The organism is Peribacillus sp. SRI_006, from assembly GCF_057586375.1.
In genome coordinates this window covers 240,267-255,425 of the sequence record NZ_JBYCZT010000003.1, presented here as the reverse complement: position 1 = coordinate 255,425, position 15,159 = coordinate 240,267, and the positions used below count along the sequence as shown (strand labels likewise).

Genomic DNA, 15,159 nt, shown 5'->3' with positions numbered 1-15,159 from the left:
CCTCCCATCACTTCATGATTAACACATTTCCATCCTCAACTTATTCATTATTGAATTTCTTTTTAGAAATCCATATGTTCGTTATCAATATCGTTACTGCCGTCCATGCAAGTGCAGCTAATGCACCCCAAACCGCTTGTGAATTGACTGTGCCTAAAATCAGTACTTCCATGGCATGCTTACTCATGCTTGCCGGATTCACATTGTCTATTACCGGACTTAATCCAACTATGATTCTGCAGCCGAGGAGAAATACTATCGAAATTAATGCAATGATACCCTGGCTATTAAAAATGGTACTGATCATCGTCGTGAATGAAACGATGAATAGGATCCACAGCAGATAGAACAGTAAAGCCACTATTAAATCCCCAAAATCAACACTCGTAAACAAAAAAACTACATACAGATATGAAACCAAATATCCCAATGCCACACTGCAGGCAACAAACAGGTAATTGGAAATGATTTTCCCGCTTATATAAGATCCAACCGTCACAGGCCTTGTAAGTATGAAAGCAAGCATCCCATTTGCTTTATCGGATTGAACGACTCCCATCATGGAAACGATGATGATCATGACCCCTAACTGATCAAATTGAGACCCTAAAGTACTGGCAAGAACTTCGCCGCCTTTTTGGGCAGCCATGCTTGGATCAATGGTGATCCCTTGGCCCCCGCCCAGTGCCTCTAATATTGAAGGTAAATAATAGCTTACAACTGGTTGAGTTATTCCTAAAAATATAAATACGAGCGGCAGCCAAATCACTTTAAATTCACGTACCATCTGAACAAATTCCTTTTTAGCTAAAACGGCAAAGTTATTCATTTTTCCACCACCAATTTTAAGAATATCTCTTCCAATGTATCGTTATCTATTTCGAACCTGACAAGATCAACATTATGCTCCAAAGCATTCGCCAGTAACATATTCTTGTTTGACTCAATATCCTCCACTTCTATCTTTAATTTGTTCCCCATTACCTCTACACCTTTGACGAAGTTCAAGCTTTTAACGTTTTCAATCCATTTTTGACTTTTAGAGGTTATGTCGACATTGATTTTATTTCCGCTATTCCTGTTCAATAATTCTGACATCGTTGTGTCCTCAATTTTTTTACCGCTTTTTATAATGACAAACCTCTCACATATTTCTTCTGCATCGCTTAATATATGCGTCGATAATAAAATTGTCGTATCTTGCTTTATCTCTTTTATGATATTCAACACTTCTCTCCGGCCGATGGGATCTAATGCCGAAACCGGTTCATCCATGACAATCAATGCCGGTTTATGTAACAGCGCCTGTGCAATACCAAGCCTTTGTTTCATTCCGCCCGAAAAAGTCCGCACCTTTGAATTCTCTTCCCCGCTCAACCCCACTTTCGACAATATCTCTGGGATGCCGTTTAATAACTCTTCCCTCTTGATACCCGAAAGCTGCCCCATGAAAGTAAGGGTTTCTTTGGCTGTCATCCATTGAAAGAAGTTAGGGTATTGTGGTAAGTAGCCTATTTCCTTTTTCATTTTTGAAATTTTCTTACCATCAAGCATTACTTCTCCCATACTTGGATCTATAATATCTGCAATCACTTTTATCAGTGTCGATTTACCAGCCCCATTTGGCCCAATCAATCCAACACATTCCCCTGATTGCAATTCCATTGAAAAATTATTGACCGCTGTTTTTTCTTTGAATTTTTTTGTAACATTTTTAATTTCTAATTTCATATTCTTTCACTGTCCTTTCTACCGATAACGAAGTACAGAATTGGACCGATAGTATTTGCAAAAATAATGATGAGTGTCCACAATAAAACATTTTTCCTCGTCTTTCGATTTCTGTATAAATCAATTAATGCTATAAGCACTAAAATCATTCCAATTGCAATTACCGGTAAAATGATCGGCAGAATAGACATGAAATCAATATCTTTCAATTCGTTCCATCCATAATGCAATTCCATATATACCACTCCTTTGGTAACGAAATATTATTATCATTATCGATAATGATAACATCTAATTTGGAATTTTGCACCTATTTTTTTCTTAACAAAATATTGTTTTAGTTTTTATTGTTATTTATAATGATAATATTATCATAATGAATAATAATAAAAATATAGCGATATTTATTAATTTTCATTAAATGTAGACATTTTTTTAAAAATTAAAATAATTAAAAAATACCTTATTATTTACTTAGAAAAAATATTTCGGTACTATTATTTTTCGAACCGTGTCATTTTCATGTAAATGACAATGATTCAAACATTACAATATATGAAGAATTAAACGTATTATTCATGACCAACAGGAAAGTTCACTAAAAATTATCCAGTTATAATTTCCAATGTGAGGAGAATACGATGATTAATAAAGCTGAAATTTTAATGCACCCAGTAAGAATAAAGATTACCCAAGCTTTAATGAGAAATAGGGAAAATGGTTTAACACCATTAGAAATGTTAAAAATCATTAAAGATGTACCCCAAGCAACATTATATAGACATATACAGGTTCTTTTGGATTCAGGGGTCATTCGCATAGTAAAAGAAAAAAAAGTGAGGTCCGTTTCCGAAAAATACTACGTTTTAAATGAAGAAGAAGCACGACTTAGCGGGGAAGAATGGAAAAAATCCTCTAATGAAAAAAAGGTGAACTATTTTTCTTATTATCAATTATCCCTTATGACCCAATATCAAAACTATCTTACTAAATTGGAAGAAAGAGACTGCGCAGAAGATGGTTCAACCTTTTCCCTTTTAGAACTAAAGCTTGATGATGAAAGCTTCCTTAACTTCCAAAATGAATTGAACGATCTAATGTTAAAATACTACAAAGCAACGAATCAAAGTGCGAAACAAGACTCTCCTATTCGAACAATCGGCGTTACAATTATTCCAGAATCATAAAAATGAAAAGGCTGTTCCAAAACCTTGGACTCAAAAACGAATATTATAGAAAAAACCGTTAGGAAACATATCTATATATTCACCAACCAGTCAGGTTGCAGTCCGTGTTTTGAAACAGCCCAATAATTCCATAATGGGCTTACCACCCGTTATGGGACATGACTAAAAGTGATGCACCCGCAATCAGCAGTTCCCCAATGTTTCCTTGATACTGCTGTATACTTCGTCCCACAGGTGTTTTTCTTCAGCAAAAGCCGCAGTTATCTTTTTAATAACTGCTTTTTGCTCTGCCTCGAAACGTTCATCATCCTTGGCAGGCAGGTCAGACCTTAACTCCATTACGAACTCTTGTACCTTTGGTGCACGAGGTCCCCAAACAGCTTTTTCTTCACCATCCTTATCAATGAATATAAAAATGGGAATCGAACGCGCTGTTCCATTCGTTAAATATTGATCCATCAGTTCAAGATTTTGATCTCGTAAAATCATGCGAGTTTCGATATTTGCCGCTTCAGATATATTCAGCAGAATAGGAATATTCATCATCGCGTCCCCGCACCAGTCTTCAGTAATGACAATAACTCGAAGTTCCTTCTTCTTTAATGCATCAAAAAAGTCTTGGTCCTCTGCAGAAGTGGAAAAACCTTGCTGGATCGATTGTAAGTTTTCTTTATGAACTTTCATCGAAGATACAAATTCTTGAGCAGGAATCCCCTTTTCAAACCATTCATTCAGTGTCGTCATCGTATTTCTCCTAACTATTCTTTAAATTAAAAGTACCATAAACCACTTATTATTTCATTGTTTCCATCCCGAAAAATAAAATGACAAATTGGTAAATTAAATCCATGTTTTCTTTCCCGTGTAAAGGGAAAACTATACTTACATTCAATAGCTTACTAACTATTTTATATTGATAGAAACATTGTTTTCTAGTTTAGGAGATGAAATTTTGTGGAAGGCTTTCTCTTTGCGCTACTCCCTGCATTGACATGGGGCAGCTTAGTGCTTGTTTCCGAAAAACTCGGAGGCAACTCTTATAATCAAACACTTGGCATTACAATCGGTTCATTACTGTTCGCCATCATGATGACTTTCATCAATCCGCCGGAATGGAGCAGTCTAGTGTGGATTGTCGGCATCATTTCCGGGATAGGCTGGGCATTCGGGCAGTTATTTCAATTCAATAGCGTCAAGGAAATCGGGGTATCGAAAACCGTTCCAATCTCAACAGGACTGCAAATTCTAGGAAATACATTTTTTGCGGTCATCATTTTCAGGGAATGGAATGACAAGATGACAATCATCATCGGCATTGTTGCAATCATCTGTTTGATTACAGGTGTCTTGCTGACAAGCTATGGCGATGGTGATAACAAAAAAGAAGGAAACATGAAAAAAGGGATTATTTACCTTGCTATTTCTACGGTGGGTTATGTTACATATGTCATCGTCGTCAGATGGAATGAGGTTGACGGATGGTCGGCCATCCTGCCGCAAGCAATTGGCATGTTCCTGGCTGCCTTGCTCCTTTCCATCAAACATAAACCGTTTAATAAGTATGCCGGACGGAATATCCTTACCGGAATGATGTGGGCTGTCGGTAATATCGGTCTCCTGCTCGCTAATCCCAAAGTGGGCGTGGCCATCGCATTCTCATTTTCCCAAATGGGAATCGTCATTTCCACTTTAGGCGGCATCTTTCTTTTAGGAGAGAAAAAATCCCAAAAGCAAATGGCCTTTGTCATCATCGGGTGTGTACTCGTAATTGCTGGCGGAATCATGATTGGCTTTACAAAAGAATAGTCAAAGGAGAGCTGAATGATGTATGAAGATTTAAAGAAAAAAGTGGTCGTGATCACTGGCGCGGCAAAAGGATTAGGAAAGGCCATGGCCGAAAGGTTCGGTAAAGAAAAAGCACATGTCGTATTAAATTATCACACTGAAAATGGTGACCATAAGGAAATCATCAAAACGATTGAAGCAGCAGGCGGGAAAGCCGCAGCCATTCAAGGTGACGTTTCAAAGGAAGCGGATGTGAAGAAATTGCTTTCTTTCGCTGTGGACACCTTTGGTAAAATCGACATCATGATCAACAATGCTGGTATTGAAAATGAAGTGCCCAGCGAAAAATTGACTCTTGAAGATTGGCAGAAAGTCATCGATGTAAATCTAACGGGGATGTTCCTGGCAAGCAGGGAAGCAATCAGTTATATGCTCGATCATGGCATTAAGGGCAATATCATTAACATGTCTTCCGTTCATGACCGGATACCTTGGCCTCATTTTGTCCACTATGCAGCAAGTAAGGGCGGAGTCAAGATGATGACAGAAACCCTTGCACTTGAATATGCTCCTAAAGGGATCCGCATTAATAATATTTCACCTGGTGCAATCGACACACCCATCAATGCCGAAAAATTCAATGACCCGAAAGCTAAACAAGAAGTAATCAACCTGATACCGATGGGATACATCGGAAAACCGGAACAAATTGCCGCTTGTGCCGCTTGGCTTGCTTCCGCCGAATCGAGCTATGTAACGGGAATGACCTTATATGCTGATGGCGGAATGACCAAATATCCAGGTTTCCAAGCAGGAAAAGGCTGAACTTAACTTGTTAGTTTTAGTAGCGATTGATATTTAGGAGAAAAGAATTTGAGGGACTAGGATTTCTCCTATGTCCCTAATTCCTTTTTACTCCCATTATATATGACTTTAATGATTCTAATGAAAATGCGAGATATCCCTTATTCCAAATAATTTGATATTTCTTCATTAGCAAAGCGATTTTTTGGATTCTTTAATCCAAGGTGATCACGGAGAGTGTCTCCTTCATAGTCCAAACGGAACAAACCCCTCTCCTGTAAAATTGGAACAACCTTCTCGACGAAATCCTCTAAGTCTCCTGGTAACAATGGAAATTGAAGCATAAAGCCATCTGCAGCTTTTTCAGTAAACCATACCTCCATTTCATCAGCTACTTGAGTTGGTGTACCGACAAATCTATCTCGTCTGGCAGGACTGAAAAATCTCGCATATAATTCACCCACTTTTATGTCTTCTTCACCAATAATTTTCTTCATTTCATTAAAGTTACTTTGTATGCTATTTACTAATGGAAATTCAACATACTTCGCTGGTGTATCTAAAGAATATTTTGAAAAATCCACGTTGCCCATATAACCAGAAACGAATTTCAAACTCTCATAAGGGTCGACGAGACTTTGGAGTTTATTGTATTTTTGAATGGCTATTTCCTCGGTTTCTCCGATAATAGGGGAAATGCCGTGAAGGATGTGGAGCTCTTCCACGCTTCTTCCAAAATCCAATAAAGACGTTTTTAATTCTTGATAATATCGTTTGGATTCTTCAATGTTATCCCAATGTGTGAAAACGACTTCGGCTGTTCGAGCGGCTAATCGCTGCCCTGGTATAGACGCACCCGCTTGAATGATAACCGGCTGCCCCTGCGCCGAACGTGCGATATTCAATGGACCTTTTACCGAAAAATAGTTGCCTTTATACCGAAGCTCATGCACTTTATCAGGATCAAAAAATTGTCCCGTTTCTTTGTTATGCACAAACGCATCATCTTCCCACGAATCCCATAATCCTTGGACAACGTCGATGAACTCCTCCGCTCGTTCATAACGATGATCGTGCGCCAAATGTTTATCACGACTGAAATTCAAGGCCGTCTCTCCGGTCGCATCAGCTGTAGTAACAACATTCCATCCCACCCGTCCGCCGCTTATATGGTCAACAGAAGCAAATTGGCGAGCGAGTACATATGGTTCACTATACGTTGTAGAAGCTGTCGCCCCAATGCCGATTTTTTCTGTCGCTGCAGCTAATGCTGTAATTAGTACAATCGGATCAAATCGATTAAGTATCTGAGGATGCGATTCATGATTAATGGCCAAACTATCTGCCACAAAGGCAAGGTCAAATTTCCCTTTTTCTGCAATTTTCGAGAGTCTTTGCAAGGCTTTCACATCAATACTTGAATTGGGATTTGATGCCGGATGCCGCCACGACGCAACATGCATACCTGTTCCAATCAGATAAGCAGCTAACTTCATCTGTCTGTCTTGAGCCATTTCTAATCTCTCCTTCCTTATTTATTAGAATAAATCTCCTTATAACTGCTCAATTCTTTCAAGGTAATGAATGTTGGAATATAGTTTCCATTGTAAGTCTCTTCAATAAATTTAGCCGTTTTCTCTGATTGATAGAGATCAACTAATTTTCGGTAAATTTCATTGTCTTGATCTTCACTCCTAGCCGCTATGATATTAATATAAGGCTTTGCAGTACTGCTTTCATAAATAAGAGCATCTTTTAAATTTAGTCCCGCTTCTACCGCAACTCCATTATTAATCACCGAACCAGCTGTATCTTCCATCACACGCGGGGCACTGGCACCATCGACAGGAACAATTTTGATTTTCTTCGGATTTTCCTTTATTTTGTCCTGTCCGCCATTCCCGTCAAAGTCATCCACAACCTCTAAGAGTTTTGCTTCTTGTAATAGCAATAAAGCTCTTCCCCAGTTAGCTTGGTCATTGGGGACAGCAATTTGTGCACCATTTGGGATCTCTTCCACCGATTTATATTTGCTTGAATACAAACCGAGAGGAGCAATAATTGTAGTCCCAATTGGAACGATGTCTGTATTATTGTTCGCATTAAATGAATCTAAATAGGCAACATGTTGAAAGGCGTTGATATCAATATCCCCTTCTGCCAGCGCTTCGTTCGGATCATATGCCGAAGAGAAATTAACAAGTTCAATTTCCACCCCTTCTTTTTCAGCCTGTTCCTTTAAAAATTCCCATGTTCGAAGTTCAGAGTTTCTAATCCCTACCTTCACTTTCTGTTTCCCTCCTGCATTCGTTGAATCACTTGAGCAACCTGCCAATAACACCCCCAAGATAAGCAGTATAGGTAAAATGCATTTTTTCATCATTCATTCCACTCTCCCTTAGTACACTACCGCCACTACACTCTTCTAATTTTCCGTTCGAATATATTTCCTAAACTTTGTACTCCCTGAACAACAATTACTAGAATTACAACGGTGACGAATATCGTAATAGTACTAAAGCGTTGATAGCCATAAGTTATCGCTACATCTCCAAGTCCACCGCCACCTATAGCTCCTGCCATGGCTGTAGCGCCCACTAAACCAATTGTTGCAGTTGTTATACTTAGAATTAATGACGCAAAAGCCTCAGGCATTAAAAACCTGAAAATAATTTGTATCGGCGTTGCTCCCATGGCTTTCGCGGCTTCAATAATGCCTTCATCCACTTCCAATAGCGAATTCTCCACAAGTCTTGAGATATATGGGCCAATATGAAGCACGAGTGGCACAATAGCTGCTGTTGTACCAATCGAAGTACCAACCATTAGTCTTGTAAATGGAATAATCGCCACAAGCAAGATAATAAACGGAATCGATCGGAAGATATTCACAATCGGATTCACGATAGAAAAAATAAATCTATTTTCATAAATATGACCTTTTCTTGTTACAACCAATAAAATGCCTAAGAATATTCCAATGATGCTTCCAAAGAAAAGTGAAATACTAACCATGTACAGCGTTTCCCACAAGGCGTTTAAAATGAGCTCTTTGCTTACTTCCATCCTTCGTAACCTCCTTCACTTTGACATTTTGATTCTTTATAAACTGTAATGCCCGATCAATTTCATCCTCATTTCCTATTATTTCAACAATTAAATTACCAAATGGGATGCCTTGTAACTCAGTAATATTGCCGAACAGAACGTTTATTTCCACATTAAACCTCTTCGCTGTTTTTGAAACGATAGGCTGCCCAGAGCTCAATCCCAAAAAATCAATTTTAAAAATTCGACTGAAATAGGCATCCTCATTGAGCAATCCATATACACTTGATGGCACTTCATCGCGAACAACCGATCGAATGAAGTTACGTGTTGTTTCTGTTCGTGGACGGGCAAAAATATCGATCACATTTCCTGATTCAATCACGCTCCCATCCTCCATCACTGCAACCCGATTACAAATTTCTTTAATCACTTCCATTTCGTGCGTGATAATTAGAATGGTAATTTTATATTCTTCATTAATCCGTTTCAACAGATTCAGGATTGATTTTGTTGTTTGTGGATCCAATGCCGATGTTGCTTCATCGCATAATAAAATCGAAGGGTTTGTAGCCAAAGCACGGGCAATCCCGACACGCTGCTTTTGTCCACCTGAAAGTTGATTTGGATAGTTCATTGCTTTGTCTTCTAGACCAACAAAACGGAGAATCTCATTAACTCGTTCTTCAATCTCTTTTTTCTTTTTTTTACCTAACAATAATGGCATCGCCACATTATCAAAGACTGTTTTGGAATTAAGTAAATTAAAATGCTGAAAAATCATGCCAATATTTTTCTTAGCTTCACGCAAATCTTTTTCAGACATCTTGGCAAGGTCTTTTCCTTCTACAATCACTTCACCTGAAGTAGGATATTCAAGTAGATTCACAGTTCGGATGAGTGTACTTTTTCCGGCTCCACTAAAACCGATAACCCCGAATATATCCCCTTTTTCAACGGTTATATTAATCTCCTTTAACGCTTCAACTTTCTTCTCCCCGCCATCAAAAACTTTTGAAACCCGACGAAATTCTATCAAAGTGGCCACCTCCTCATATTAACTAGCTTGGTATAGACACCCCTTAAAATGCGGGCACGACGGCTCCTTCATATTGATCAAAAATAAATTCTTTGACCTTTTCCGTCGTTAATGCATTCGCAAGTTTTTGGATCGCTTTATCGTCCTTATTGTCTGGACGAGCAACTAAAATGTTTACATATGGTGAGTCCTTCCCTTCAATTATCAGTGCATCATCGAGAGGTTTTAACCGTCCTTCCAGAGCATAGTTTGTGTTAATGGCCGATGCTTCCACATCATCTAGCGAGTGAACTAAAAGAGGGGAATCGACTGGAATGAATTCTATTTTTTTATCATTTTTTGTAATGTCCTCAATCGTATAATCCCCTGACTTGGAAGCATCCAACTCAATGATATTATTTGCCGCAAAAAGCTGTAACGACCGCGAAAAGTTTACTGGATCTTTCGGTACGGCTACTTTCGCTCCGTCTGACAATTCACCTATTGACTTAATTTTTTTGGAATAGACACCAAATGGTTCAATATGTACACCCTTCACATTAACCAAATTCAAACCACTATCTATATTTACTTGCTCTAAGTAAGGGGTATGTTGGAAGAAGTTTGCATCCAATTCTTTGTCTGCTGTTTGTTGATTCGTTTGAATACCATCCGTAGAAATCACGACATCCAGTTTCACGCCTTGTTTTTCTAAATCCGGTGCGATAAACTCTAAAATTTCTGCATGTGGTATTGAGGCTGCACCAATTTTCAAAGTCACTTCCTCATCCTTGTCTCCTTTACTCTCCGATGATGTTTGCTCATTACTTCCACAAGCTCCTAATACCAGCAATACTACTGTTAAAACCGTAACGGACAGCCATTTAATTTTCTTCAATGTTTCTCGCTCCTTTTTTATCCTTTTATATTGGAAATAACAGCTGCTTCATGCCCTCTGGATCTTTTCTATATGTTGGTCTCTTCCCCTAAGAGAAGCGGACTCAACAACTGAAAGGATTGGATCCGTTCTGCTTCTCTTCGAAGCGGTGTATGCAAAATAAATTCATCCACCTGAAAAACTTTCTGAATTTCCTTTAAAATCCCGTTAACATATCCTGGAGTCCCAGCAATAACACTTGCGGTCTGCTCTTCTATTTCATATGCTTCACCAGCCTGCTTCTCAAATGACTCAGCCTGCTCACGTGATTGAACTGTCAGCGTCCGGCCACTTTGTAGATGAACTTTAAATAGTTTGTGTTCGCTTGCCAGCTCCTCTGCTTTTTGTTGGGTAGGAGCTGCCACAACCGCTACTGATACGATAAAGCGACCTTCTGGGTACTTGCTTCGGTAAGCAGAAGACGCTTCATACAGCTTGGTATCATCACTATTGATAAATCTGGCGAATACAAAATCCATTCCGAGGTTAGCGGCTAGTTGAGCGCTGTCTGAACTAGCACCAAGCAGAAAGATTTCCGGCTTTTCAGGCGGTATCGGTGTTGCTTGAATACCAGAGAGCAAGTGAATATCATCGATTGAATTTTCAATTATCTTTCTCAATAAGGATGCACGTTCCCCAAAATCTTTTCCATCATTCACAGTTCCAAATTGTAACGCCTTTGTTGATAAAGGAAATCCACCTGGTGCTTTACCAATGCCAAGATCTACCCTGCCCGGGGCAAGAGTGGATAAAACATGAAAATTTTCAGCGACTTTATAAGGGCTGTAGTGCTGAAGCATGACACCTCCCGAACCTACACGAATGGTTGTGGTTTTCGATAATAAATAAGAGATTAATACTTCCGGTGAAGACCCAGCAACTTGTTCCATATGATGATGTTCCGATACCCAAAAACGGGTATATCCCCATTCTTCAGCTTTTTGAGCTAGGTTTACGGTTTGCTTAAGTGCATCAACTGCCGATTCCCCAGGAAAAATGGGGCTTTGATCTAATATTCCAAGCTTAAAACTCATATGACTTTCTCTCCAATCATTAATACCGAGTTAACAAATCGAATTAGTTGTTTTTAATGTAATTGAAATTCATCCTAACATTGTAAACAAGCACTTGACAACACCTTATTTGATAGAAAAATTTATTTAATTGATAAAAAAATTCTATTAATTGATTATGATTTTGGAATGCCTTTGCCTAATAATTAACCATGCTCTCGCCTATCATGGTTTGAGATTTATTCTTCTTACCGCTATCAGAATAGAATTAATCAATGAGAGGGAGAGGAGTCTATGAAAAGCTGGAATAAAAAAATGAAGAGTGACTATGTATGGAAGCTAAAATGGGGGGAATGTTCGCATCATGAATATGCTTTGAATTCAAATTGGACCGAAACCTTAGGAATTACAACAACAAAGGTGCTAGGCACAAAATTGTGTCTGGCACCTTTGTCATGTATATTCACCACTTACCATGGTTATATAATAAATCCTTGGCACTTTCAGATAAAAAATAAGCGGCCTTAATAATGGCATTTTCATCAATAGTAAAAGCTGGATGATGCCAGTCTTCGTTTCCGTTTGTACCAAAAAAGGCAAAGGTACCGGGGATATGTTGAAGGTAATAAGCGAAATCTTCACCACCCATTGAAGGTTCTGGATTGATTACATGCAATGATTGCTGGCGAGCAGACAAGCGGGCCATCTCTGTGACTGCTGGATGATTATGAAGCGCGGGTGGTCCAGGAAACCAACCAATCACAGGTTCCTGTGAAAAAGCGGCGGCGATATGATTCACAATCGAATAAAACTTCTCTTTTACTTCTTCGCGTATCTCAGAACTAAAGGTTCGAATCGTTGCTTCCAATATGACGTCACCCGGAATTACATTCCACGTGTTTCCACCTGTTATTCTCGTAACACTCACCACGGCACTTTCTAATGGGGATACATTCCGGCTGACGATAGTTTGAAGAGCGGTAATAAGCTGAGCCGCTGCTGCTAATGGATCTTTTCCGTGTTGAGGGATGGCCGCGTGGCTCCCCTTCCCTTGAAGAACAATATGAAAACGGTCCACTGCCGCCATTAACGGACCATCTTTTATCCCAATGGTGCCTACAGGCAAATTGGGTTTATTGTGCAGCCCAATCACAGCCGCTACATCGTCAATTTGACCATCTTTTATCACATGTACCGCTCCGCCTCCATATTCTTCTGCGGGTTGAAAAAGCAATCGCACTGTCCCGCACAACTCTGATTGATATTCTTTCAAAAGGTAGGCAGCACCTATAACGGCTGCCGTATGAAAATCATGGCCGCAAGCATGCATCATCCCTTTTACTTTCGAAGCAAATGGAAGCCCGGTTCGTTCCTCAATTGGAAGAGCATCAATATCCGCCCTTATGGCTACTGTCGGTCCGGGTCTGCCACCCTTTATATCTGCAAAAACACCTGTTTTCAATCCTGTATGACGGATTTCAATGCCCTCTTCCTCGAGCCACGTTTGTATAGATTTTGTCGTTTCAAATTCTTCATTTGATAATTCCGGATATTGATGTAAATGGCGCCGTATCGATATTAAGCGCTTTTCCAGCTCTCGACTCATACAGTCGCCTCCTTCTATAAATCCAAGCGATAGCATTTTACTAAAATATCCTGATTTTGAAATTCTTTCGTTCGATCCCTTTTAAAGCCAAACCATTCATATAGTTTAATGGCCTTATGCATCTTATCAGTAGAATGTAGATACAAACTGGAAGCACCTTGCGATTTTGCATAATTTACACTAGCCTTTAATAATTCCTGAGCGATACCGCGTCCCCTTGATTCGGGATGAACGGCCAACAACCGAATGATTGGTGAAAAAATCCCAAGTTCCGGCTTTTCATATGCTTTTTCAGATGATTGAAAAAGCTGTAATGTGCCAAGGATATCCTGATTGCACTTTGCAACCAGCACCTTATCAACATGTGGATTATCCAACGAGGATTCAATATTTTTTAAATATCCTTCCCAAGCTTCCGGGTTCGAATATTCATGTTCATATTGTTGATAACTTTCTACCAATAAGCGGCGCACCGTCTCTTTATCTGCTTCAATCAATTCATCGACTACGATTGTATTAATCATACGTCCTCCCTTGGCCCCTTCCTTTAATTGGCCCTTTCTTCTAAAAACGATACGGAAAAATCTCTTGATATCCGATTTAAAAATTGTCGTGTTCGATCTTCCTTTGGAGCATTGAAAATTTCCAATGGTGAACCTTCTTCTACAATCACCCCGCCATCCATGAAAAGAACACGATCCGATATCTCTTTAGCAAAACTCATTTCATGGGTTACAATCACCATCGTGATGCCTTCCTGTGCAATTGCTTTTATGACAGAAAGCACCTCCCCAACCAACTCAGGGTCGAGTGCCGACGTTGGCTCGTCAAATAGAATGACCTCCGGATTTAAAGCAAGTGCCCTGGCAATTCCAACACGTTGCTGTTGACCTCCTGACAATTGCGAAGGGAAATGGTCATGCTTATCTCCCAAACCTACTTTTTTCAATAACAGCTCACTTTCCCGTTTCGCCTCAGCTTTCTTATATTTTTTTGTAACAATTAACCCTTCCATTACATTTTCCAAAACAGTTTTATGAGCAAATAAGTTATAATGCTGAAAAACCATTGCCGATTGTCTCCTAAGGGACAAGATTTCCCTTTTCGTCGCCTTCTTGGACTTCACCTGTATATCTCCCACTTGAACGATACCCTCTTCTGGTTTCTCCAGAAAATTCAAGCACCTAAGCAAGGTCGTTTTCCCAGATCCACTTGGTCCTAGAATGGTAACTACTTCTCCCTTGCCTATTTTCAAATTAATCCCTTTTAAAACAGGCTGCTGGTTAAATGATTTTTTTATATCTTTTAAATAAATCATTGTACTCCTCCTCGATTATAGGCAGTGGCCTTTTTCTCAATTAAAAACGAAAGCCCCTCTGCAATGATTGTGAGACCCCAATAAATTAAACCAGCAGCGATAAAAGACTCCAAAAATTTCAAATTGGTGGATGCAACAACATTGGCTGCTCCTGTCATTTCTTTTTGGGATACAATGAAAGCAATGGATGACGTATGCAGAAATCCAATGAAAATATTCGTGAAATTCGGGATGGACTGAGCAATGGCCTGTGGCAAAACAATTCGCTTCATGGCTTGAAACGAATTCATCCCCACTGAATAGGCTGCCTCCATTTGGCCATTGGAGACACTGATAATTCCCGATCTGAATATTTCTGATAAATAAGCACCCGCACTCAACGATAAGGCGGTTAAGACAAATAAAATGATCGGAATGGAATTAGATTGTATACCCAAATCAAACTTTTTAGAAATTTGATCGATTAATAATGGAAAACCGAAATAGATGAGCATTATGTGCATGATAATCGGTGTTCCTCTAAAGAAGGAAACATAGCCATTTGCAATTCTACTTAAAAATTTCACTTTATAAATCCTAATCAAGGCAACAGCGAGGCCGATAATAAAACCTGCAAGAAGAGGAAGAATCGTTAAGATAAGTGTGATCGGAAGTGCTCTAATAATCTCCTTAAAAGCAGTCCAAATGAATAATATATCAATCGTCAAGTCCT

17 protein-coding genes are annotated in these 15,159 nt (G+C 39.2%); 3 read left to right on the top strand and 14 right to left on the bottom strand.

All coding sequences use genetic code 11. From position 1 onward, the window contains the following. Nucleotides 1-40: 40 nt before the first annotated feature. From AC2YHV_RS05490 to AC2YHV_RS05480, 3 genes are read right to left on the bottom strand one after another with little or no spacing between them, the layout of a single operon-like run. On the bottom strand, nucleotides 41-829 hold the full coding sequence (locus AC2YHV_RS05490) for an ABC transporter permease (RefSeq protein ID WP_054397906.1): 789 nt from the start codon (nucleotides 827-829) through the stop codon (nucleotides 41-43). After that, nucleotides 826-1,731 (bottom strand): ABC transporter ATP-binding protein, encoded by a 906-nt coding sequence (locus AC2YHV_RS05485; protein ID WP_487372759.1) that lies wholly within the window; start codon nucleotides 1,729-1,731, stop codon nucleotides 826-828. Before AC2YHV_RS05485 ends, AC2YHV_RS05490 begins: the two co-directional genes overlap by 4 nt. Beyond that, entirely contained in the window at nucleotides 1,728-1,967 is a 240-nt protein-coding gene (locus AC2YHV_RS05480) for a PLD nuclease N-terminal domain-containing protein (RefSeq protein ID WP_034305547.1), read from the bottom strand. The genes AC2YHV_RS05485 and AC2YHV_RS05480 overlap by 4 nt, the downstream gene beginning before the upstream one ends. 405 nt (nucleotides 1,968-2,372) lie before the next feature. Between AC2YHV_RS05480 and AC2YHV_RS05475 the strand changes: the two genes are divergently transcribed. Beyond that, nucleotides 2,373-2,918 carry a helix-turn-helix domain-containing protein gene (locus tag AC2YHV_RS05475; RefSeq protein ID WP_034305549.1) on the top strand — a complete coding sequence of 182 codons (546 nt, stop codon included), beginning with the start codon at nucleotides 2,373-2,375 and terminating at the stop codon, nucleotides 2,916-2,918. Between the two features lie 183 nt (nucleotides 2,919-3,101). Here the strand turns inward: AC2YHV_RS05475 and AC2YHV_RS05470 are convergent, their stop codons facing one another. Next, a complete protein-coding gene (locus AC2YHV_RS05470) occupies nucleotides 3,102-3,662 on the bottom strand; it encodes a thioredoxin family protein (RefSeq protein ID WP_095678642.1) in 561 nt (186 codons plus the stop codon). A gap of 210 nt (nucleotides 3,663-3,872) precedes the next feature. Between AC2YHV_RS05470 and AC2YHV_RS05465 the strand changes: the two genes are divergently transcribed. Then, nucleotides 3,873-4,724, top strand: coding sequence for a GRP family sugar transporter (locus tag AC2YHV_RS05465; protein WP_098864676.1), 852 nt, complete (start codon nucleotides 3,873-3,875; stop codon nucleotides 4,722-4,724). 18 nt (nucleotides 4,725-4,742) lie between these two features. Continuing rightward, nucleotides 4,743-5,528, top strand: coding sequence for a glucose-1-dehydrogenase (locus AC2YHV_RS05460; RefSeq protein ID WP_487372758.1), 786 nt, complete (start codon nucleotides 4,743-4,745; stop codon nucleotides 5,526-5,528). Between the two features lie 140 nt (nucleotides 5,529-5,668). Here the strand turns inward: AC2YHV_RS05460 and AC2YHV_RS05455 are convergent, their stop codons facing one another. The 10 genes from AC2YHV_RS05455 to AC2YHV_RS05410 form a co-directional block, all read right to left on the bottom strand. Beyond that, nucleotides 5,669-7,021: an LLM class flavin-dependent oxidoreductase gene (locus AC2YHV_RS05455; protein ID WP_487372757.1), complete on the bottom strand. Its 1,353-nt coding sequence runs from the start codon at nucleotides 7,019-7,021 to the stop codon at nucleotides 5,669-5,671. Between the two features lie 17 nt (nucleotides 7,022-7,038). Beyond that, on the bottom strand, nucleotides 7,039-7,887 hold the full coding sequence (locus tag AC2YHV_RS05450; RefSeq protein ID WP_082609436.1) for a MetQ/NlpA family ABC transporter substrate-binding protein: 849 nt from the start codon (nucleotides 7,885-7,887) through the stop codon (nucleotides 7,039-7,041). A 35-nt stretch (nucleotides 7,888-7,922) separates the two neighbouring features. Next, on the bottom strand, nucleotides 7,923-8,573 hold the full coding sequence (locus AC2YHV_RS05445) for a methionine ABC transporter permease (protein WP_057278667.1): 651 nt from the start codon (nucleotides 8,571-8,573) through the stop codon (nucleotides 7,923-7,925). After that, nucleotides 8,515-9,594, bottom strand: a complete 1,080-nt coding sequence (locus AC2YHV_RS05440) for a methionine ABC transporter ATP-binding protein (RefSeq protein WP_034305564.1) — start codon at nucleotides 9,592-9,594, stop codon at nucleotides 8,515-8,517. Before AC2YHV_RS05440 ends, AC2YHV_RS05445 begins: the two co-directional genes overlap by 59 nt. A 43-nt stretch (nucleotides 9,595-9,637) precedes the next feature. Further along, complete coding sequence (locus AC2YHV_RS05435; RefSeq protein WP_487372756.1) at nucleotides 9,638-10,471, bottom strand: MetQ/NlpA family ABC transporter substrate-binding protein; 834 nt, start codon at nucleotides 10,469-10,471, stop codon at nucleotides 9,638-9,640. A gap of 68 nt (nucleotides 10,472-10,539) precedes the next feature. Then, nucleotides 10,540-11,544 carry an LLM class flavin-dependent oxidoreductase gene (locus AC2YHV_RS05430; RefSeq protein ID WP_487372755.1) on the bottom strand — a complete coding sequence of 335 codons (1,005 nt, stop codon included), beginning with the start codon at nucleotides 11,542-11,544 and terminating at the stop codon, nucleotides 10,540-10,542. A gap of 442 nt (nucleotides 11,545-11,986) precedes the next feature. Next, a complete protein-coding gene (locus AC2YHV_RS05425) occupies nucleotides 11,987-13,129 on the bottom strand; it encodes an amidohydrolase (protein ID WP_487372754.1) in 1,143 nt (380 codons plus the stop codon). A gap of 14 nt (nucleotides 13,130-13,143) precedes the next feature. Then, a complete protein-coding gene (locus AC2YHV_RS05420; protein ID WP_057278665.1) occupies nucleotides 13,144-13,653 on the bottom strand; it encodes a GNAT family N-acetyltransferase in 510 nt (169 codons plus the stop codon). A 23-nt stretch (nucleotides 13,654-13,676) separates the two neighbouring features. Beyond that, nucleotides 13,677-14,447 carry an amino acid ABC transporter ATP-binding protein gene (locus AC2YHV_RS05415; protein ID WP_230136303.1) on the bottom strand — a complete coding sequence of 257 codons (771 nt, stop codon included), beginning with the start codon at nucleotides 14,445-14,447 and terminating at the stop codon, nucleotides 13,677-13,679. Beyond that, nucleotides 14,444-15,154 (bottom strand): amino acid ABC transporter permease, encoded by a 711-nt coding sequence (locus tag AC2YHV_RS05410; RefSeq protein ID WP_487372753.1) that lies wholly within the window; start codon nucleotides 15,152-15,154, stop codon nucleotides 14,444-14,446. Before AC2YHV_RS05410 ends, AC2YHV_RS05415 begins: the two co-directional genes overlap by 4 nt. Nucleotides 15,155-15,159: the final 5 nt, after the last annotated feature.

Excerpts from the sequence above, each read along its gene's own strand:
- AC2YHV_RS05460 (WP_487372758.1), top strand. The coding sequence starts at position 4,743 with ATGTATGAAGATTTAAAGAAAAAAGTGGTCGTGATCACTGGCGCGGCA.
- AC2YHV_RS05445 (WP_057278667.1), bottom strand. The coding sequence starts at position 8,573 with ATGGAAGTAAGCAAAGAGCTCATTTTAAACGCCTTGTGGGAAACGCTG.
- AC2YHV_RS05480 (WP_034305547.1), bottom strand. The coding sequence starts at position 1,967 with ATGGAATTGCATTATGGATGGAACGAATTGAAAGATATTGATTTCATG.
- AC2YHV_RS05470 (WP_095678642.1), bottom strand. The coding sequence starts at position 3,662 with ATGACGACACTGAATGAATGGTTTGAAAAGGGGATTCCTGCTCAAGAA.
- AC2YHV_RS05450 (WP_082609436.1), bottom strand. The coding sequence starts at position 7,887 with ATGAAAAAATGCATTTTACCTATACTGCTTATCTTGGGGGTGTTATTG.
- AC2YHV_RS05455 (WP_487372757.1), bottom strand. The coding sequence starts at position 7,021 with ATGGCTCAAGACAGACAGATGAAGTTAGCTGCTTATCTGATTGGAACA.
- AC2YHV_RS05430 (WP_487372755.1), bottom strand. The coding sequence starts at position 11,544 with ATGAGTTTTAAGCTTGGAATATTAGATCAAAGCCCCATTTTTCCTGGG.
- AC2YHV_RS05485 (WP_487372759.1), bottom strand. The coding sequence starts at position 1,731 with ATGAAATTAGAAATTAAAAATGTTACAAAAAAATTCAAAGAAAAAACA.
- AC2YHV_RS05415 (WP_230136303.1), bottom strand. The coding sequence starts at position 14,447 with ATGATTTATTTAAAAGATATAAAAAAATCATTTAACCAGCAGCCTGTT.
- AC2YHV_RS05420 (WP_057278665.1), bottom strand. The coding sequence starts at position 13,653 with ATGATTAATACAATCGTAGTCGATGAATTGATTGAAGCAGATAAAGAG.
- AC2YHV_RS05475 (WP_034305549.1), top strand. The coding sequence starts at position 2,373 with ATGATTAATAAAGCTGAAATTTTAATGCACCCAGTAAGAATAAAGATT.
- AC2YHV_RS05490 (WP_054397906.1), bottom strand. The coding sequence starts at position 829 with ATGAATAACTTTGCCGTTTTAGCTAAAAAGGAATTTGTTCAGATGGTA.
- AC2YHV_RS05425 (WP_487372754.1), bottom strand. The coding sequence starts at position 13,129 with ATGAGTCGAGAGCTGGAAAAGCGCTTAATATCGATACGGCGCCATTTA.